This window comes from Streptosporangium album, from assembly GCF_014203795.1.
GTDB lineage: Bacteria > Actinomycetota > Actinomycetes > Streptosporangiales > Streptosporangiaceae > Streptosporangium > Streptosporangium album.
On record NZ_JACHJU010000001.1, the window covers coordinates 4,685,139 to 4,703,022 of the forward strand.

The following is a 17,884-nucleotide window of genomic DNA, read 5'->3' on the forward strand; positions in this document are numbered from 1 at the left end:
CGGGCATGGGACGTGTCGGAGACCGATCATCCCTTGGGGGCGGTGGGACACGATCTGGCGGTGGCGAGTCGGCGCAGCAATCGGGATACGGCAGGATTGGGGGTATGAGCCCAGCGGACTTCAATCGACCCGGATCGCTCTATGGTGCCGTGGACCTCGGCGCGCGCAAGCAGGCGCTGGAGGCGCAGGCGCGGCGGGAGACCGCGGCACACGAGAGCGGCGGCACCCCGGTGCAGGTCGTCTATGTCGATGACGCCAATTTCGCGACGGAAGTCGTCGAACGATCCATGAACAGCCTCGTGCTGCTGGAACTCACGGTGACCCGCGCCGAGCAGGCCAAGGAGTACAGCCTGCTGCTGGAGAAACTCTCCGCCGAGAACGTCGGCAGGTGGGTTCTGGCCCGGGTGGACGTCGAGGCCAGCCCGCAGATCGCGCAGGCGCTCCGGGTGCAGAACGTGCCAGCCCTGTACGCCATCTTCCAGGGACAGCCGGTGGCGGTCGTCCCCGGGATCGCCACCGAGCCGCAGCTGCGCGACTGGCTGTCGCAGCTCATGGAGGCGTTGGCGCAGTACCTCCCGCCGGACGCCGGGGACGCCGGGGACGCCGTGACCGAGGGAGAGCCGCAGGAGGCGCCGGTCGATCCGGACGTGCTCGCCGCCGAGCAGGCCATCGACGCCGGTGACCTCGACGGCGCCGTGGCCGCCTACGAGCGGCTGCTGGCGCGCTCTCCGAACAACGAGGACGCGAAGCTGGGCCTGGCCGGGCTCGGCCTGATCCGGCGGACCCAGGACGTCGACCCCGCCGAGGTCGAGGGCCGCCTGGCCGACCCCGCCGACATCGACGCCCAGCTGCTGGCAGCCGACTTCGAGATGCTCGCCGGCGATGTGGACAGTGCCTTCGACCGGATCATCGGGGTGGTCCGCCGGACCTCGGGCGACGATCGTGACCGGGCCAGGATGCACCTGCTCGGCCTGTTCGACACCCTTCCCGCCGACGACCCCTCCATCGTGCGCGCCCGCAGGAACCTGGCCAACGCACTGTTCTAATTGCCCTGCTTTAAGGGCATAAAAGAGGTATGCGGGTTGTCACCATCTCCGCGACGTACGGCACCGCCGGCAGCGTGATCGGGCCGGCGGTGGCCGGGTGCCTGGGCGTGCCCTTCATGGACCGGGCGATCCCCTGCGCGGTGGCCGACGAGCTCGGCTGCACCCTGGAGGAGGCCCTCGCCCACGACGACCGGGCCCAGCGCGGGCTCGGCCGGTTCCTGGCGGAGGCCATGCGGCTCCCCACGGTCACTTTCGGCGGGATGGACATGTATCTGCCGGGAAACATGCCGTTACCCGCCGAGGACTTCGTCACCCACACCGAAAGAGTGATCAGGCAGACCGCACGGGGCCAGGGCGGGGTGATCCTCGGCAGGGCGGGGGCGCTGGTCCTGGCCGACCATCCCGGCGCGCTGCACGTGCGGCTGGACGGGTCCCCGAAACGCCGGATGATCCAGACGGCGACCCTGACCGGGGTGACCGAGCGTCAGGCGCGCAGGCTCGTGGAGGACAACGACCGGGCACGGGCCGCCTACGTCCGTCATTTCTACCGCGCCGACCCGGCCTCTCCACTTCTTTACCATCTGGTAATCGACAGTACGAGCATCCCGATCGACACGTGTGTGGAGCTGATTGTGACCGCATCGACAGCGTTGAGCTGAACGAGCGCGGTACGGACACCTGTCTGATGGTGGCACCATGGAGGCATCCCAACCAAGTCAGTCGCAAAGGAGCGGATTGACTGTGGCCACCGTGCCGAGTGTGTCGTACTCCATCACCGTGCGCCTGGAGGTGCCGGCGGGTGGCAAGGCCGTCAGCCAGCTCACCCACGCCGTCGAATCAGCGGGGGGCGTGGTCACCGCGCTCGACGTGACCACCGCCGGACACGAGACCCTGCGCATCGACGTGACCTGCGCCGCGCGTGACACCGACCACGCCCAGGCGATCGTCGACAAGCTCGACGCCGTCGAGGGCGTCGTCATCCACAAGGTCTCCGACCGCACCTTCCTCATGCATCTCGGCGGGAAGATCGAGATGCGGTCGAAGGTCCCGCTACGCAACCGTGACGAGCTCTCCATGGCCTACACGCCCGGCGTCGCCCGGGTCTCCATGGCCATCGCCCGCAACCCCGAGGACGCCCGGCGCCTGACCATCAAGCGCAACAGCGTCGCCGTGGTCACCGACGGTTCGGCCGTGCTGGGCCTGGGCAACATCGGACCGGCCGCCGCGCTACCCGTGATGGAGGGCAAGGCCGCGCTGTTCAAGCGGTTCGCCGACATCGACGCCTGGCCGATCTGCCTGGACACCCAGGACGTCGACGAGATCGTCCGCACCGTCCAGATCATCGCCCCCGGTTTCGGCGGCATCAACCTTGAGGACATCTCGGCGCCGCGCTGCTTCGAGGTGGAGCGACGGCTGCGCGAGCTGCTGGACATCCCGGTCTTCCACGACGACCAGCACGGCACCGCGATCTGCGTGCTCGCCGCGCTCACCAACGCGCTGCGTGTGGTCGGCAAGGAGCTGGGCGAGGTCCGCATCACCCTCGCGGGCGCGGGTGCCGCCGGCACGGCGGTGCTGCGCCTGCTGCTCGCGGCCGGTGCGCGCAACGTCATCGTCTGCGACTACCTGGGCGCGGTGCACGGTGGGCGTGAGGACCTGGACGACTCGCTCCGGTGGATCGCCGACCACACCAACGCCGACGGCTACGCAGGCGACCTGCGCGGTGCGGTCAAGGACGCCGACGTGTTCATCGGTGTCTCCGCCCCGGGCATCCTCAACGGTGACGACATCGCCACGATGGCCGACAAGGCGGTGGTCTTCGCGCTGGCCAACCCCGAGCCCGAGGTCTCCCCGGACGACGCCCGTGAGCACGCCGCCGTGGTCGCCACCGGCCGTTCGGACTACCCGAACCAGATCAACAACGTGCTCGCCTTCCCCGGCGTCTTCCGCGGCCTGCTCGACGCCCAGGCCAACGTGGTCAGCCAGGAGATGCTGCTGGCGGCGGCCAGAGCACTGGCCGCCGTGGTCACCGACGAGGAGCTCGGCCCCAACTACATCATCCCGAGCGTCTTCCACGCCGACGTCGCGGGCGCCGTCGCGGCGGCCGTGCGCGAGTCGGCCGGCGGCCGGGTCCGCAGCGGTATGACCGAGGCCTGACGGCAGGGCCGGCCGGAGGCTCCGGCAGGGTGAGGGCCCGGGCGCGGCGATGCCGCGCCCGGGCCCTCACATGTCGCCGCCGGGCTAACGGCCGCAGCCCGTGCACGGTGGGCGGGTGATCCGGTGGTAGGAGACCGAGGCGACCGCCAGGCCGATCCCCCACACGGTGTACGCGGGCACGGCCACCCACATGAAGGCGGCCTCCTCCAGCGTTCCGTCGATGGTCTCGGCGACGATCTGCGTGAGGCCCACGCCGAAGTAGGCGATCAGCGCCCCGGCGATGCCGAAACCCGGGCCCGCGACCAGCCACCTGGGCACCTTGCGACCGGCCAGCGGCAGCACCCAGCGCGGCCACACCCGGCCCCAGGAGTGCACGAGGGCGAGCGGCAGCAGCACTCCCGCCAGCACGAACCCGGTCTCGAAGATCATCAGATCCGCGCCTCCCCGATAGGGGATGTCCACTCCCATGGTGAACTGGGCCAGGAGGCGGAGCAGGCAGCCCGCCACCGCGGCGTATCCCGCGGCGTACGCCCAGACCGGCGTGCTCGCCGGTGGGCGCCGGTCCGTCCTGCTGCAGCGCAGGCAGTCGCCGCGTGTACGGCGCTGGTAGGACAGGGCCGTGGCGCCGACGAGTACGGCCACGCCCGCACAGGCCAGGCGGCTCAGAAAGCCGATCCCGTCGCGGGGGATGCCGAGACCGGGCAGGATGCCGCCCACCACGTCGAGCAGGATCATCGCCGAGGCGGACATCAGCGCCACGCTCAGCGCCCAGGCCGCCACCACCAGCGGCAACCGGCCTCCGCTCAGACGCAGTCCGATCACGACCGCCGCACCCGCACCGCACAGGGCGGAGACGAGCCCGCCGGGCAGGGTCAGGTCGCTGCCGAACACCCAGGCAGGCGCGTGTCCCACCGCCCAGTAGACCTTCAGCGTGCCGTACCCGAGGGCTCCCGCCAGGGCGGCCCACGGTGTCCACGTCATCCATCGCGGTGTCGTCTGCGTCACGGTCCAACCCTGCCGGTGTCGCGCCGCCGCGTGCCTCACCCCGGGGCGGGAAACGCCTCCCCCGCGCGGGGGAGACGCAACACGGTGGCCGCGGCACCCGGGCCGTCACTCCGCAGAGTCCTCCTCCGGGCGCCTCGGGTGAGGGGACATGAGAACTTAAAGATCCGGAGCCGAGGTGGAGCAGCGCAACAGGGGCTCCACCCCTCATGATGGAGGTATGGCGGAGGCGATCCACGTCGGTGGGCTGCTGGTGGCGACACCGCAGCTCGACGATCCCAACTTCCGGCGCAGCGTGGTCCTGATCCTGGAATACGATCTCGACGGCGGCACTCTGGGCGTGGTGCTCAACCGGCCCAGCGACATCTCGGTGACGCAGGTGCTGCCCACCTGGGACTCCATGGTGACCGGCCCGTCCGTGCTGTTCCAGGGCGGCCCCGTGCAGACCGACAGCGCCCTGGCCCTGGCCGCGGTCCCGAGCGGTCAGGAGCCCCTCGGCTGGCGGAGGCTGCACGCGGGCACCGCTGCGGTGTCGCGGCTCGGCACCGTCGACCTCGACGCCCCACCGGAGATCCTCGCGGGGGAGATCGCCCAGATGCGGATCTTCGCCGGGTATGCCGGGTGGACCGCCGGCCAGCTGGAAACCGAGATCGGCGAAGGCGCCTGGTACGTCGTGGACTCCGAGCCCGGTGACACCTTCCACCATGACCCCGGCTCGCTGTGGCGCGCGGTGCTCCGCCGGCAGCGGGGCGAGCTCGCCTACGTGGCGACCTGTCCCGACGATCCCTCGATGAACTAGGGCCTGTCCCAGCCGGGGCGCAACGAGCGCTGGGCCAGTTCGAGCGCCGCCTCCAGGTGCCGGGCCAGGGCGGTCAGGTCGGGGACGCCGTCCGGTTCGCAGAGCTCGAAGCCGACCCGGGTCACGGCGGTGAAGAGCGCGACGACGAAGTGGGCGAGGAGGTCGTCGCAGTGGGTGCCCTCGCGCCGGGCGACTTCGGCGATCAGCCGCCGCTCGTTCTCCACCATCCGCCGCACGTGCCCGGCGAAGAGCGCGGGGGTGGAGTCGATCAGCTCGTGCGCTCTGAGGAACCTGGTGCGGTCGGCGAGATCCCCCTCCTCTAACATGGTGACCACCGAGCGCAGGGCGTGGCTGAGCGCGGTGAACGGCGGTTCCTCCGCCGGCCTGGCGGCCAGTTCGGCGAGCACGACCTCAAGGCCGTCGAGGGGCAGGCAGAGGGCGACGTCCTCCTTGGTCGCGAAGTAGCGGAAGAACGTGCGGGGCGAGACGTCCGCGGCGGCCGCGATCTGGTCGACGGTCGTGGTCTCGTAGCCCTGCTCGGCGAACATGGCGAGGGCGGCGTCGACCAGCGCCAGTCGTGTCTTCTGCTTCTTGCGCTCGCGCAGGCCGGTCCCGCCCATGCCTGTCACCCCTTCGAAACGTGATGTTCACATACTGCCATAAGTCATTCTCTGCCTTATAAAAGGATTTGTCACTTGTCAGTGGCTGACATAAATTACCTTGGGTTGACATGCCCCATGGGGGGGCTGGTCGAATTCACGAGGGGACCCTTCCATGGCAGAGGCCAAGACGGTGGCCGCCGCGCCACCGCCAGAACCTGACACGTCGCCGAGGCAGGGGCACCCGTGGCTCACGCTTCTCTCTGTGTCGCTTGGCGTGATCATGGTGATGCTCGACGGCACGGTCGTCGGCATCGCCAACCCGGTGATCGCCCAAGACCTCAAGGCGTCTCTGGCCGACCTCCAGTGGGTGACCAGCGGCTACCTGCTCGCGCTCGCCGTCTTCCTGATCACCGCGGGCAAGCTCGGTGACCTGTTCGGACACAAGAAGATCTTCTTGATCGGGGTCGCCGGTTTCGCGCTCACCTCGCTCGCGATCGGCCTCAGCTCCTCGATCGGCATGCTGATCGGCCTGCGCGTGCTCCAGGGCCTGTTCGGCGCGCTGCTCCAGCCCGCCGCCCTCGCACTGCTGCGGGTGGCCTTCCCCGGTGAGCGGCTGAAGATGGCGATGGGCGCCTGGGGTGGGATCATCGGCCTGTCCAGCGCCGCCGGTCCGATCGTCGGCGGCCTGCTCGTGGAGCACGTGAGCTGGCAGTCGGTCTTCTTCATCAACGTCCCCGTGGGCATCGTGGCCATGGCCATGGGCCTGTGGGTGCTCACCGAGAGCAGGGCGCGGGCCCTGTCGAAGGTCGACTGGCTGGGCGTCGTGCTGCTGTCGGGGGCGATGTTCTCCCTGGTCTGGGCGATCATCAAGGCTCCCGAGTGGGGCTGGGGCGACTCGGCGACCATCGGCTTCCTGATCGCGACCGTGGTGCTGGGGGCCGTGTTCGTGTGGTGGCAGGGCCGTGCGGCCGAGCCGCTCCTGCCGCTCAGCCTCTTCAGCAACCCCTCGGTCTCCATCGGCACCGGCCTCATGATGCTCGTCGCGTTCTCCATGTTCGGCGCGATGTTCTTCCTGACGTTCTTCTTCCAGGGCGTCCACGGGCTCTCGCCCCTGGAGTCCGGCCTCCGGATGCTGCCGATGAGCGCGGGCATGATCGTCGCCTCCCCGCTGGCCGCCGTGCTCCTCGGGAAGTTCGGCACCAAGATCACGATCACGGGCGGCATGCTGGTCACCGCCGTGGCGATGTTCCTGATGTCCCAGCTCAGCATCGACGCCGCGTTCATCGACAGTGCGATCCCCTTCGTCCTGCTCGCCTTCGGACTCTCGCCGGTCTTCGTCGGCGCCACCGAGATCATCGTCGGCAACGCGCCCGAGGACCTGAGCGGCGTCGCGGGCGGCGTCCAGCAGTCGGCCATGCAGGTCGGCGGCGCGCTCGGCACGGCGATCCTCGGCGCGATCGTGTCGGCGAGGGTGGCGGACGTCTACGCCGGCCACTGGACGCAGGCCAAGCTCCCGCCGCTGCCGCCGGAGCAGGTCGCCGGGCTGAAGGAGCTGGCGACCTTCGGCGGGGCGCCCAACGCCCAGATGATGCCCGGCGTGCCCGAGCAGGTCGTCCAGGCCATCGCCGGCGTGTCGCACCTGTCGTTCCTCGACGGCATGCACCTCGGCTTCACGGTGAGCACCGGGGTCGCGATCCTCGCGGCCGTGCTCGCGCTGTTCGTCAAGGCGGGCCGCAAGTCCGAGGACGCCCCCATCCACATGGGCTGATCCCGCGCTTCCGCCGTACGGCTCCCGTCCTCATAGGGCGGGAGCCGTACGCGTTCACCGGGACGCGGACGCGGGCCCGGGACGGCCGGATCGCGACACGGTGAGCGCCGGCGCGGTGACCGCGCCGTCGCGGGCATAAAATCTGCAGGGTGAGCACGAAGATTCTCCCTGAGAGTGACATCCGGCCGGACCTGTCGCACGGCGACGGCGACCACGAGCGGTTCGCCCACTACGTCGAGAAGAACAAGATCATGGAGAGCGCGTTCAGCGGCACCCCCGTGCGCGCGCTCTGCGGCAAGGTCTGGGTGCCGAACCGGGATCCGCAGAAGTTCCCGGTCTGTCCTGAATGCAAGGAAATCTACGAAGGGCTACCCAAGGGCGAAGACAACAACAACGAATGAGTGTTGTTCATGGGTGATCGCCACCGATGAGGCTACGGTCGGGGTGCCGCAGGGGAGCGGCAGTCGATCAGCAGATGTGACCTGTCGGGGGAGTGCATGGCTTGGCGTGCGATCGCCGCTGTTTCGGTGTGCCTGTTCACAGCGGGCGCCGCTCCTGCCGTCCCCGCCCTGGCATCCGCTGTGACCGGGCCATCGGCCCCGCCCCGCTCCCCGGGATGTGACGCCGTCGCGCGGCAGACGGCCTCCGGACGCGGGCCCGAGCCGCACGCTCCGGCCCCGCCGCAGGTCGCGGAGATGCTCGCCGACCTGAGGCGGCGCCAGTCGGGGATGCGCCGCGGGCCATGGGCCCCGATCACGGTCCCCACCTGGGTGCACGTCTTCACCGCCGGCCCCCTGGGGGCACGGGACGGTGCGGTGCGCGACCAGATCGCCACCCTCAACGCCGCCTACGGCGGCCGGTTCGGCGGGGCGGACACCGGGATCCAGTTCCGGCTCGACGGTCTCACCCGGACCGACAACGCCGCCTGGTTCCGGGCGCCCCTCGCCTACGAGACGGCGGTGAAGGGGGAGCGCAAGGGTGGCGCCGGGACCCTCAACCTCTACATCGCCCAGCTCAGTCAGCTGGTCCTCGGTTACTCGACCTACCCCTACCTGTACCGGAGCGAGCCCGCGCTCGACGGTGTGGTCATCGACTGGCGCACCCTGCCCGGAGGGTCGCTGCGCAACTTCGACCGCGGGTTCACCGGGGTCCACGAGATCGGCCACTGGCTCGGGCTCCTGCACACCTTCGAGAACGGCTGCGTCCCCCCGGGTGACCAGGTGGCCGACACCCCGGCGGAGGGCAGGCCCACCGAGGGCTGTCCGGCACGCAAGGACACCTGCAAGGACGATGGCGACGACCCCGTCCGTAATTTCATGGACTACACCCACGATCACTGCATGTCGGAGTTCACCGCCGGCCAGGCCGCCAGGATGCACGAGATGTGGGCCGCATACCGTGGCGCGGAGCCGGACATTACCCTTAACAGGTGACAGTACCGAAGACAATTGACGCTCCATACACATCCCCTCGGATCTTCGGTCCCGCCTACCGCACGGCCACCCTGGGCATCCTGCTCGTCGTCACGCTGATCGCCTTCGAGGGCATGTCGGTCGGTGCGGTCATGCCCGCGGTGTCCGATGACCTCGACGCGCTCGACCTGTACGGCATGAGCATCTCGGCCTTCCTCATCGCCGGCCTGTTCGCCAACGTCGTCGCCGGGCTCTGGTCCGACCGGCGGGGGCACGCCCTGCCCTTCCTGCTCGGCGTGGGCCTGTTCGTGACCGGCATGGCCATGGCGGGCGCGGCATCCTCGAAGGAACTGTTCATCATGGGCCGCGTCGTCCAGGGACTGGGCGGCGGCGCGGTCATCGTGGCGATCTACGTGATGATCGTGCGGGTCTACGTCCCCGAGGCCCGGCCCAAGGTGTTCGCCGCCCTGTCGGCCGCCTGGGTGCTCCCCGCGGTGGTCGGGCCCGGCGTCGGCGGGATCGTCGCCCAGACGGTCGGCTGGCGCTGGGTCTTCTTCGGGATCGTGCCGCTGGTGATCCCGGCCATGCTGATGCTCCTGCCCGCGCTGCGCACCGGCGAGGGCCCGGCGCCCACACCGTCGACGGGCCCCCGCTCCCGGCCGCTGGCGATGACCCTGGCGGCCGCGGCCACGGCGGCGGGCGCCGGGACGCTGCTGTACGGCGCGGACCGGCTGCACACCACCCCGCTGCCCGGGGGGATCGCCGCCGCCGCCGGGCTCGTCGCGCTGGCCGTGGGCCTGCCCAGGCTGCTGCCCCCCGGGGCCCTGCGGTTCGGCCGGGGCCTGCCCACCACGGTCATGATGCGCGGCGTGCTCGCTTCGGCGTTCTTCGGGATCAACGCGTTCATCCCGCTGCTCCTCACCAAGGTGTCCGGTCTGTCGGTCGCCCAGGCCGGTGTCGCGCTGACCGCCGGGGCCCTGGGCTGGACCCTCGGCTCCTACCTGCAGAGCCGCCGCGAGTACGACCGGGCCCGGCTGGTGCGGCTCGCCGCGGCCACCGTCACCGTCGGCATCGCGCTGACCACGCTCGCGCTCGTCCCCGGCGTCACCGGCTGGGTCACCGCGCCCGCCTGGGTCGTCGCCGGATTCGGCATGGGCATCGGCGTCGCCAGCGTCAGCGTCACCGCGATGCGCCAGTCGCCCGACGCGGAGCAGGGCGCGAACTCCGCCGCCCTCCAGGTCGTCGACACCCTGGGCAGCGCGCTCACGGTCGGCTTCGGCGGCGTGCTGATCAACCTGATCGGCCACGACGACATCGCCACCGGCTACGCCACGATCGCCGTCCTCATGGTGGCCGTAGGGCTGCTCGGGGTGGCCGTCGCCGGACGCATGCGGGACGTCTCCTGATCCGTCGGCCCCCGCCATAACGACGGTCACCTATGGCCGGACCGCGTCCCGGGAGGCATGGTAGGACGGGTACGACCGTGACCACCGGGGAGGAGGCGTTGTGGACGAACGTCCTCACCGGGCATGGCCGCCGGAGGAGTCCGGGCGCAGAGGGCTGCATCGGGCGCGACCGCCGCAGGAGAGCGGGGGCGACGGCAGGCCGGGGGCATGGCCCTCCGAAGGGGCCGGGCGCCGCGGGCGGCGATCCGCGGGGGAGGTGCCGCAGGACGACCTTCCGCCGTCGGCCCGCTGGTACGGCGCACCGGCCGCCCCGCCCCGCCGCCGGGTCCAGGACCGTCTGCGCCGCCGCCTGCTCGGACTGGTCGCCCTGCTGGCCGGTGCCGGAGCCCTCATCGCCGTGGGCGTCGTCCTGGTCCCCCGGATCCTGCCCTCCTCCTCGCCCGCGGCCTCCTCGCCCGCCGGGGTGAGCGACCCCCTCGCGGGGGTGGGATACCCGCTGCCCGCGGGGTGGCGCGTGGGCGCGGTCCCCCCGGTCACCGGGTTCACCTCGGTGGCGGGCCGCGAGGGCGCGGCGACGGTGATGGCCATGCCGGCGGAGCCGGTGAACGACACGCGCGAGGCCACGGTGGAACTCGCCGACCTGTACGCACGGCTGCTGCTCCACGGCGACGAGGTGAAGGTCGTGGACGACCGGGCGGTGACGGTGGGCGGGCGGAGCGGCCACAGCCGCTCCCTCCGGGCGGAGTACCAGGACGTCAACCGGCCCAGCTATCTCCGTGTGGTGTTTCTCTCCGGCGCGGGGACGCGGCCGGTCGTCGTGCTGGGCATGGCCCAGCCGGACGACCCCCGGCTCCGGGCCGAGATCGACACCGTGATCGCCGGAGTGCGTTAGGCGTGACGGCGACCGGTGTCACCCCTGTGGCGGACCCGCGGCGGGGTGCTCGTCCGGCGGCCGGAGGCGCCGGTTGGCAGGGCCGTACGGGGCCGGAGAATCACTAGCACGTGGAGGTGATCTTGGCGAGGATCTCGCCGGATCGGCACGTCTTGTCGGCGATGCCGATTACGCTGGGGACACTGTGAGCACTTCCGCCGCATCCCACCTGTCACCCTCGTATCCGGACCGTGCCGCCTGGGGCACCGCGCCGAAGCTCCGCGCATGGCAGCAGGAGGCGTTTGACCTGTACTCCAGGGGTGAACCACGCGACTTCCTCGCGGTCGCCACACCCGGCGCGGGTAAGACGACCTTCGCGCTGCGCATCGCCAGCGACCTCCTGTCGCGAGGGATCATCCGAGCTGTGACGATCGTCACACCCACCGAGCACCTCAAGCAGCAGTGGGCCGACGCCGCCTCCAGAGTCGGCATCGCCATCGACCCCGAGTTCAAGAACAGCCAGGGCGCGACCTCGCGTGACTACGCCGGGGTGGCCATCACCTACGCCCAGGTCGCGATGCACCCGGCGCTGCACCGCGCCCGGACCGAGGCCCGCAAGACGCTCGTCATCTTCGACGAGATCCACCACGCGGGCGACGCCAAGTCCTGGGGTGACGGTGTGCGGGAGGCGTTCGAGCCCGCCGCCCGCCGCCTGGCGCTGACCGGCACGCCGTTCCGGTCCGACGTCAACCCCATCCCGTTCGTCGCCTACGCCGAAGACGGCGACGGCGTCCGGCGCAGCGTCTCCGACTACTCCTACGGGTACGGCCCGGCGCTCGCCGACGGCGTCGTCCGGCCGGTCATCTTCCTCGCCTACTCGGGTGAGATGCGCTGGCGGACCCGCGCGGGCGACGAGATCGCCGCGACCCTCGGCACCCCGCTCACCAAGGACCAGCTCGGCCAGGCGTGGAAGGCCGCCCTCGACCCCAAGGGCGACTGGATCCGGCAGGTGCTCCGCGCGGCCGACCGGCGGCTGGCCGAGGTGCGCCGGGGCGTGCCCGACGCGGGTGCGCTGGTCATCGCCACCGACCACGAGACGGCGCGCGCCTACGCCAAGCACATCCGGGCGATCACCGGTGAGGGTGCCACGGTCGTGCTCTCCGACGACCCCGAGGCGTCAAAGAAGATCAAGCAGTTCTCCGCGTCCCAGGAGCGCTGGATGGTCGCGGTCCGGATGGTCTCCGAGGGCGTCGACATCCCCCGTCTGGCCGTCGGGGTCTACGCCACGAGCATCTCGACCCCGCTGTTCTTCGCCCAGGCCGTCGGCCGCTTCGTCCGGGCGCGCAAGCGCGGCGAGATCGCCTCGGTGTTCCTGCCCTCGGTGCCCACCCTGATGGGGCTGGCCGGGGAGATGGAGGCCGAGCGCGATCACGTGCTCGACCGGAACCTGCCCGAGGAGGGGCTGGACGACTTCCTTCTCGACGACGCCCAGCGCAAGAAGGACAACCCCGACGTCCTGGGTGACGAGCTGCCCTTCGAGACGCTGGAGGCGGTCGCCACCTTCGACCGGGTGCTCTTCGACGGCGGCGAGTTCGGCACCTCCGCCGAGGCCGGCTCACCCGAGGAGGAAGACTTCCTGGGCCTGCCCGGCCTGCTGGAGCCCGACCAGGTGCGGACCCTGCTGAGCAAACGCCAGTCCGACCAGCTACGGGCCAAGCAGCGGCCCGAGCCCAAGGAGCCCCAGCTGGCTCCGCACGAGCTCATCGCCAACCTCCGCAAGGAGCTCAACGGGCTGGTCGGCGCATGGAACCACCGCACCGGCCAGCCGCACGGCGTCATCCACGCCGAGCTCCGCCGGGCCTGCGGCGGCCCGGCCATCGCGCAGGCCACCGCCGAGCAGGTCCAGGAGCGGATCGACAAGATCCGTCACTGGGCTACCCAGCGGTCGCGTTAGCCGCCGGGGCTCCGGACCACCGGGTCGCCGCTGAGCTGGACTCCGGCGGCGTCGAGCTCGGCCAGCGCGGCCTCCGTGGTGGCCCTGGCCACCCCGGCGGTCAGGTTCAGCAGCACCCGCACGGCCAGGCCGTTGCCGACGGCGTCCAGGGCGGTGGCGCGCACGCAGTGGTCGGTGGCGATGCCGACGACGTCCACCGCGCTCACCCGGCGCCGGGCGAGCCAGTCGGCCAGGCCCGTGCCGTCGGGGGCGCTGCCCTCGAAGCCGCTGTAGGCGGCGGCGTGGGCGCCCTTGCTGAACACCTCCTCGACGTGTCCGGTGTCGAAGGCGGGGTGGAAGTCGGCGCCCGTGGTCCCGGCCACGCAGTGGGCGGGCCAGGAGCTCACGTAGTCGGGGTCGGCGGCGAAGTGCCCGCCGGGGTCCACGTGGAAGTCGCGGGTCGCCACGACGTGGTCGTAGCCGTGTGAGGCGGTGTGCCGGGAGATGGCCGTGGCGACCTCCGCGCCGCCGCCCACCGGCAGACTGCCGCCCTCACAGAAGTCGTTCTGGACATCAACGATGATCAGCGCGGTTGCCATGGAACTCAGTCAAACACGGTCGGAATGGCGGCGTAGCCCCGGGACAGCTGGTGGGCCGTGGCCGGGAGTTCGGCGACGGCCTGGCGGTGCCGGTGGCGGGCCGCCTCCAGCTCCTCCCCGCCGACCACCTCGCCGCCGCGGACCAGCTCGGCCTGGAGCGGGCGGGCGTCGGCCGGTCGGTCGCCGGAGACGGTGACCAGCTCGGCGACCGCCGTCCCCGTGGGGTCGAGCTGCCGGAAGGCCTCCTTGCGCCCGCCCCGGCTGGGCTTGCCCACCGATCTCTTGGCCACCGGCTGCATGACCCCCTCGGCGTCCTCCCGGACCACGAGCTTGTAGACCAGCGCGGCCGTCGGCACACCGGAGCCGGTGACCAGCGAGGTGCCGACGCCGTAGGCGTCCACGGGGGCCGACGACAGCGCCGCGATCGTGTACTCGTCCAGGTCGCTGGTGACGAGGATGCGGGTCTTCTCGGCGCCCAGCGAGTCGAGCTGCCCGCGGACGGCATGGGCGACCTCGGCCAGGTCACCGGAGTCGAGGCGGACGGACCCCAGGTCGGGGCCCGCCAGTTCCACGCCGGTCCGTACGGCCTCCGCCACGTCGTAGGTGTCGACCAGCAGAGTGGTGCCGGTGCCGAGCGAGTCGATCTGGGCCTGGAAGGCCTGCTTCTCCGAATCGTGCAGCAGCGTGAACGCGTGGGCCGCGGTCCCGGCGGTCGGCACGCCGTACCGGTGGCCGGCCATCAGGTTGGAGGTGGAGGAGAACCCGCCCAGGTAGGCGGCCCGCGCGGCGGCCACGGCCGCCATCTCGTGGGTGCGCCGCGAGCCCATCTCGACGAGTGGCCTGGATCCGGCGGCGTGAACCATGCGGGAGGCCGCGGTGGCGATCGCGCAGTCGTGGTTGAGGATCGACAGGATGACCGTCTCCAGCAGCACGGCCTCGGCGAAGGTGCCCGCCACGGTCAGGATGGGGGAGCCGGGGAAGTAGCACTCGCCCTCGCGGTAGCCGTACAGGTCGCCGGAGAACCGGTAGCCGGCGAGGAATTCGATGGTGGGGGCGTCGACGATCTGGTTGTCGTGGAGGAACGCGAGCTCCTCCTCGCCGAACCGGAAGCTCTCCAGAGCCTCCAGCACCCGGCCGGTCCCGGCGACCACGCCGTAGCGCCGCCCGCCGGGCAGCTGGCGCGCGAACACCTCGAACACCGTACGTCGCGACGCGGCTCCACTGTGCAACGACGCCTGTACCATTGTCAGCTCATAGTGATCTGTCAGCAACGCCCTGCTCATGCTCGTCATCACGAGTCGAAGACTAGGCCAGCCGTAGGGCAGACTGGTCTGCGTGGGTAGTACGGCTCCAATGGAGGTCGAACGTCCGGCAGTCGACGTCCGGCCCGATCTGCCATGGCTGACGATCGTCTGGAACGACCCGGTCAACCTGATGTCCTACGTCACGTACGTCTTTCAGTCCGTCTTCGGCTACTCGAAGGAGAAGGCGGAGAAACTGATGCTCGACGTGCACCAGAAGGGCAGGGCCGTGGTGTCCAGCGGCACCCGTGAGGAGATGGAGCGCGACGCGCAGATCATGCACTCCTACGGGCTCTGGGCCACCGTGCAGCGGGATTCATGAGCGGTGGGCCCGGCGGGGCTCCTTCCGCGGCGCCCTGCGGGCGGGCCCGCGGGAAAACGAGCGAGGAGCGGTGAGCGAGCGGTGAGTTCAGGGTTCAAGCGGGGGCGCAAGGGCAGCGTGATCACTGTCTTCGACGCCGCCGAGGTCTCGATCCTGCGTTCGCTGGTCTCGCAGATCCTCGGCCTGATCGAGCCCGGGGAGACCGGGAGCGATCCCCTGGAGCGCGCGCTCGGCATCGGCCCGTCCGAGCAGTCCGCCGATCCGGTGCTCGCCCGGCTGTTCCCCTCGGCCTACGAGGACGCCGAGCAGTCCGCCGAGTTCCGCCGCTACACCGAGGCGACGCTGCGCGACGGCAAGCGGGCCGACGCGCAGACCATGCTCGACAGCGCCGAGCCGGGACGGGTCGAGCTCTCCCCCGAGCAGGCGCAGGCGTGGATGCGCGCGCTGAACGACGTACGGCTCGCGCTCGGCACCCGGCTCGAGGTGACCGAGGAGGTCCACGACGAGCTCGCCGAGATGGCCGAGGACGATCCGCGCTATCCGGCCTACGTCACCTACGACTGGCTGACCTACCTCCAGGACACCCTGGTCCGTGCCCTTTGGTAACTTCCTGACATGCTCACGATCTCCCGGGAACTGGTTGACAAGATCATCGCGCATGCCCGGGCCGACCATCCGGACGAGGCCTGCGGCGTGATCGCCGGACCGTACGGCTCCGACTCCCCCGAGCGGTTCGTCGCGATGGAGAACGCCGAGCGGTCGCCCACCTTCTACCGCTTCGACTCGCTGGAGCAGTTGCGGGTCTGGCGCGAGATGGACGACCGCGACGAGGAGCCGGTGGTCATCTACCACTCCCACACCGCGACCGAGGCCTACCCCTCGCGCACCGACATCTCCTACGCCTCCGAGCCCGGTGCCCACTACGTGCTGGTCTCCACCCGAGAGGAGCTGGGCGAGGAGGCGGAGTTCCGCTCCTACCGGATCATCGACGACGTGGTGGAGGAGGAAGAGGTCACGATCATCTCGTAGATGACCGGCATCCCGAGAGTCGATCCGGCCGTGAGGGGAATCGCCCCTTTGGGTAAGCTCATGACCATGTCGACCGTTGACCCGAGCCTGGAGGACGCCGTGCTGTCACGCGCCGGCGCGCGGGCCCGGTACGCGGGGCTGGTGGCCGTACAGAACTTCCTGTTCGCCCACACCCCCTCCGTCGTCGTCTACGACTGTCGCTGACCGGCAGTTTCCGGAATCCTCCCGTGCCCGCCGGTGTTCTGATCCGGTGGGCGCCACTCCCATGACGACACAAGGAGATTGACCCGCGATGGCCATCGAGGTCCGTATTCCGACCATCCTGCGCACCTACACCGACGGCGCCAAGGCCGTCGACGCCAAGGGCGCGACGCTTGAAGAGCTGATCGGCGACCTGGAATCCCGGCACCCCGGCCTCCGGGACCGCCTGGTGGACAAGGGCGCGCTGCGCCGCTTCGTGAACGTGTACCTGAACGACGAGGACGTCCGTTTCCTGGGTGGCCTGGAGACCCCGCTCTCCGACGGAGACACGGTCACCGTCCTCCCGGCCGTGGCCGGCGGCTCCCGCTAGCGGCGCACGCCGATGTCCCTTGTCCGGCACGACGAGGCGGAAGCCGTACATCATGCGTTTTGAATCACTGATCGACTCGGTGGGCCGCACGCCGCTGGTCGGCCTGCCCCGGCTGTCCCCGTCGGCGGACGTGCGGGTCTGGGCCAAGCTTGAGGACCGCAACCCGACCGGCTCCATCAAGGACCGGCCGGCGCTGTGGATGATCGAGCAGGCGGAGAAGGACGGCCTGCTCCGGCCCGGCTGCACGATCCTCGAACCCACGAGTGGCAACACGGGCATCTCGCTGGCGATGTCCGCGCGCCTCAAGGGCTACAAGCTGATCTGCGTCATGCCGGAGAACACCTCCGAGGAGCGCCGCCAGCTCCTGCGGATGTGGGGAGCGGAGATCATCTCCTCTCCGGCGGCCGGCGGTTCCAACGAGGCCGTCCGGGTCGCCAAGGGCCTGGCCGAGCAGCATCCTGACTGGGTGATGCTCTACCAGTACGGCAATCCCGCCAACTGGCTCTCCCACTACGAGACGACGGGTCCGGAGATCCTCGCGGACCTGCCGACCGTCACCCATTTCGTGGCGGGCCTCGGGACGACCGGCACCCTGATGGGCGTCGGCCGGTTCCTGCGCGAGCACGTCCCCGACGTGAAGATCGTGGCCGCGGAGCCCCGTTACGGCGAGCTGGTGTACGGCCTGCGCAACGTGGACGAGGGCTTCATCCCCGAGCTCTACGACCCGGAGGTCCTGACCACCCGGTTCTCCGTCTCCTCCGCCGACGCGCTCCGGCGCACAAGGGAGCTGCTGGCCACCGAGGGCATCTTCGCGGGGGTCTCCACCGGGGCCGCCCTGCACGGCGCGCTCGGGATGGCGGCCAAGGCGGTCAAGGCGGGGGAGCGGGCCGACATCGTGTTCGTGGTGGCCGACGGCGGCTGGAAATACCTCTCCACCGGTGCCTATGACGGCACCCTGGACGAGGCCGAGGAGCGTCTGGAAGGCCAGCTCTGGGCCTGAGGCCTCGGATCCTCCCCACGAAAAGGGGGGCGGGCGTCCCACCGGGACGCCCGCCCCCCTTTTCTTTCC

The 17,884-nt window shown here is 70.8% G+C and carries 20 protein-coding genes; 16 read left to right on the plus strand and 4 right to left on the minus strand.

Translation table 11 applies throughout. The annotated features are described in order from the left end of the window. Positions 1–104: 104 nt before the first annotated feature. The 3 genes from FHR32_RS22345 to FHR32_RS22355 all read left to right on the plus strand — a co-directional run bounded on the left by FHR32_RS22345 (position 105) and on the right by FHR32_RS22355 (position 3,200). On the plus strand, positions 105–1,046 hold the full coding sequence (locus FHR32_RS22345) for a tetratricopeptide repeat protein (protein WP_184756077.1): 942 nt from the start codon (positions 105–107) through the stop codon (positions 1,044–1,046). A 29-nt stretch (positions 1,047–1,075) separates the two neighbouring features. Then, positions 1,076–1,705, plus strand: a complete 630-nt coding sequence (locus FHR32_RS22350; protein WP_184756078.1) for a cytidylate kinase-like family protein — start codon at positions 1,076–1,078, stop codon at positions 1,703–1,705. A gap of 82 nt (positions 1,706–1,787) precedes the next feature. Continuing rightward, entirely contained in the window at positions 1,788–3,200 is a 1,413-nt protein-coding gene (locus FHR32_RS22355) for an NAD-dependent malic enzyme (protein WP_184756648.1), read from the plus strand. Between the two features lie 84 nt (positions 3,201–3,284). On the opposite strand, the gene FHR32_RS22360 is transcribed toward FHR32_RS22355, so the two are convergent. Beyond that, the gene (locus FHR32_RS22360) at positions 3,285–4,181 is read right to left on the minus strand and encodes a hypothetical protein (protein WP_184756079.1); all 897 of its coding nucleotides are present in this window, start codon (positions 4,179–4,181) and stop codon (positions 3,285–3,287) included. A gap of 241 nt (positions 4,182–4,422) precedes the next feature. Between FHR32_RS22360 and FHR32_RS22365 the strand changes: the two genes are divergently transcribed. Beyond that, positions 4,423–5,001: a YqgE/AlgH family protein gene (locus FHR32_RS22365; protein ID WP_184756080.1), complete on the plus strand. Its 579-nt coding sequence runs from the start codon at positions 4,423–4,425 to the stop codon at positions 4,999–5,001. Here the strand turns inward: FHR32_RS22365 and FHR32_RS22370 are convergent. Then, the gene (locus FHR32_RS22370; RefSeq protein ID WP_184756081.1) at positions 4,998–5,621 is read right to left on the minus strand and encodes a TetR family transcriptional regulator; all 624 of its coding nucleotides are present in this window, start codon (positions 5,619–5,621) and stop codon (positions 4,998–5,000) included. The genes FHR32_RS22365 and FHR32_RS22370 overlap by 4 nt on opposite strands. A 154-nt stretch (positions 5,622–5,775) precedes the next feature. Between FHR32_RS22370 and FHR32_RS22375 the strand changes: the two genes are divergently transcribed. The 6 genes from FHR32_RS22375 (at position 5,776) to FHR32_RS22400 (ending at position 13,014) form a co-directional block, all read left to right on the plus strand. Further along, a complete protein-coding gene (locus tag FHR32_RS22375) occupies positions 5,776–7,371 on the plus strand; it encodes a DHA2 family efflux MFS transporter permease subunit (RefSeq protein ID WP_184756082.1) in 1,596 nt (531 codons plus the stop codon). A 149-nt stretch (positions 7,372–7,520) separates the two neighbouring features. Next, on the plus strand, positions 7,521–7,772 hold the full coding sequence (locus FHR32_RS22380) for a DUF3039 domain-containing protein (RefSeq protein WP_184756083.1): 252 nt from the start codon (positions 7,521–7,523) through the stop codon (positions 7,770–7,772). Between the two features lie 96 nt (positions 7,773–7,868). Next, entirely contained in the window at positions 7,869–8,804 is a 936-nt protein-coding gene (locus FHR32_RS22385; RefSeq protein ID WP_184756084.1) for a zinc metalloprotease, read from the plus strand. Beyond that, a complete protein-coding gene (locus FHR32_RS22390; protein ID WP_184756085.1) occupies positions 8,801–10,189 on the plus strand; it encodes an MFS transporter in 1,389 nt (462 codons plus the stop codon). The genes FHR32_RS22385 and FHR32_RS22390 overlap by 4 nt, the downstream gene beginning before the upstream one ends. A 100-nt stretch (positions 10,190–10,289) precedes the next feature. Then, positions 10,290–11,081: a hypothetical protein gene (locus FHR32_RS22395; protein ID WP_184756086.1), complete on the plus strand. Its 792-nt coding sequence runs from the start codon at positions 10,290–10,292 to the stop codon at positions 11,079–11,081. A gap of 184 nt (positions 11,082–11,265) precedes the next feature. Then, positions 11,266–13,014 (plus strand): DEAD/DEAH box helicase, encoded by a 1,749-nt coding sequence (locus FHR32_RS22400; RefSeq protein ID WP_184756087.1) that lies wholly within the window; start codon positions 11,266–11,268, stop codon positions 13,012–13,014. Here FHR32_RS22400 and FHR32_RS22405 read toward each other — a convergent pair. After that, complete coding sequence (locus FHR32_RS22405) at positions 13,011–13,592, minus strand: isochorismatase family protein (RefSeq protein ID WP_184756088.1); 582 nt, start codon at positions 13,590–13,592, stop codon at positions 13,011–13,013. The two genes, FHR32_RS22400 and FHR32_RS22405, sit on opposite strands and share 4 nt — an antisense overlap. Positions 13,593–13,597: 5 nt before the next feature. Beyond that, positions 13,598–14,884, minus strand: coding sequence for a nicotinate phosphoribosyltransferase (locus tag FHR32_RS22410; protein WP_184756649.1), 1,287 nt, complete (start codon positions 14,882–14,884; stop codon positions 13,598–13,600). 61 nt (positions 14,885–14,945) lie between these two features. Here FHR32_RS22410 and clpS point away from each other — a divergent pair, with 61 nt between their 5' ends. From clpS to FHR32_RS22440, 6 genes are all read left to right on the plus strand, one after another. Continuing rightward, positions 14,946–15,215, plus strand: coding sequence for an ATP-dependent Clp protease adapter ClpS (clpS, locus tag FHR32_RS22415; protein ID WP_221465510.1), 270 nt, complete (start codon positions 14,946–14,948; stop codon positions 15,213–15,215). Positions 15,216–15,296: 81 nt separating this feature from the next. Next, positions 15,297–15,821: a DUF2017 domain-containing protein gene (locus FHR32_RS22420; RefSeq protein ID WP_184756090.1), complete on the plus strand. Its 525-nt coding sequence runs from the start codon at positions 15,297–15,299 to the stop codon at positions 15,819–15,821. A gap of 9 nt (positions 15,822–15,830) precedes the next feature. After that, complete coding sequence (locus FHR32_RS22425; protein ID WP_184756091.1) at positions 15,831–16,244, plus strand: M67 family metallopeptidase; 414 nt, start codon at positions 15,831–15,833, stop codon at positions 16,242–16,244. Positions 16,245–16,310: 66 nt separating this feature from the next. Then, the gene (locus tag FHR32_RS22430; RefSeq protein ID WP_184756092.1) at positions 16,311–16,448 is read left to right on the plus strand and encodes a hypothetical protein; all 138 of its coding nucleotides are present in this window, start codon (positions 16,311–16,313) and stop codon (positions 16,446–16,448) included. Between the two features lie 88 nt (positions 16,449–16,536). After that, on the plus strand, positions 16,537–16,815 hold the full coding sequence (locus FHR32_RS22435) for a MoaD/ThiS family protein (protein WP_184756093.1): 279 nt from the start codon (positions 16,537–16,539) through the stop codon (positions 16,813–16,815). A 52-nt stretch (positions 16,816–16,867) separates the two neighbouring features. Next, positions 16,868–17,815 carry a PLP-dependent cysteine synthase family protein gene (locus tag FHR32_RS22440; RefSeq protein WP_184756094.1) on the plus strand — a complete coding sequence of 316 codons (948 nt, stop codon included), beginning with the start codon at positions 16,868–16,870 and terminating at the stop codon, positions 17,813–17,815. Positions 17,816–17,884: the final 69 nt, after the last annotated feature.

Coding starts and splice junctions, on each gene's coding strand:
- FHR32_RS22345 (WP_184756077.1), top strand. CDS start 105: ATGAGCCCAGCGGACTTCAATCGACCCGGATCGCTCTATGGTGCCGTG.
- FHR32_RS22350 (WP_184756078.1), top strand. CDS start 1,076: ATGCGGGTTGTCACCATCTCCGCGACGTACGGCACCGCCGGCAGCGTG.
- FHR32_RS22360 (WP_184756079.1), bottom strand. CDS start 4,181: ATGACGTGGACACCGTGGGCCGCCCTGGCGGGAGCCCTCGGGTACGGC.
- FHR32_RS22365 (WP_184756080.1), top strand. CDS start 4,423: ATGGCGGAGGCGATCCACGTCGGTGGGCTGCTGGTGGCGACACCGCAG.
- FHR32_RS22370 (WP_184756081.1), bottom strand. CDS start 5,621: ATGGGCGGGACCGGCCTGCGCGAGCGCAAGAAGCAGAAGACACGACTG.
- FHR32_RS22375 (WP_184756082.1), top strand. CDS start 5,776: ATGGCAGAGGCCAAGACGGTGGCCGCCGCGCCACCGCCAGAACCTGAC.
- FHR32_RS22385 (WP_184756084.1), top strand. CDS start 7,869: ATGGCTTGGCGTGCGATCGCCGCTGTTTCGGTGTGCCTGTTCACAGCG.
- FHR32_RS22405 (WP_184756088.1), bottom strand. CDS start 13,592: ATGGCAACCGCGCTGATCATCGTTGATGTCCAGAACGACTTCTGTGAG.
- FHR32_RS22410 (WP_184756649.1), bottom strand. CDS start 14,884: ATGACGAGCATGAGCAGGGCGTTGCTGACAGATCACTATGAGCTGACA.
- clpS (WP_221465510.1), top strand. CDS start 14,946: ATGGAGGTCGAACGTCCGGCAGTCGACGTCCGGCCCGATCTGCCATGG.
- FHR32_RS22425 (WP_184756091.1), top strand. CDS start 15,831: ATGCTCACGATCTCCCGGGAACTGGTTGACAAGATCATCGCGCATGCC.
- FHR32_RS22430 (WP_184756092.1), top strand. CDS start 16,311: ATGTCGACCGTTGACCCGAGCCTGGAGGACGCCGTGCTGTCACGCGCC.
- FHR32_RS22435 (WP_184756093.1), top strand. CDS start 16,537: ATGGCCATCGAGGTCCGTATTCCGACCATCCTGCGCACCTACACCGAC.
- FHR32_RS22440 (WP_184756094.1), top strand. CDS start 16,868: ATGCGTTTTGAATCACTGATCGACTCGGTGGGCCGCACGCCGCTGGTC.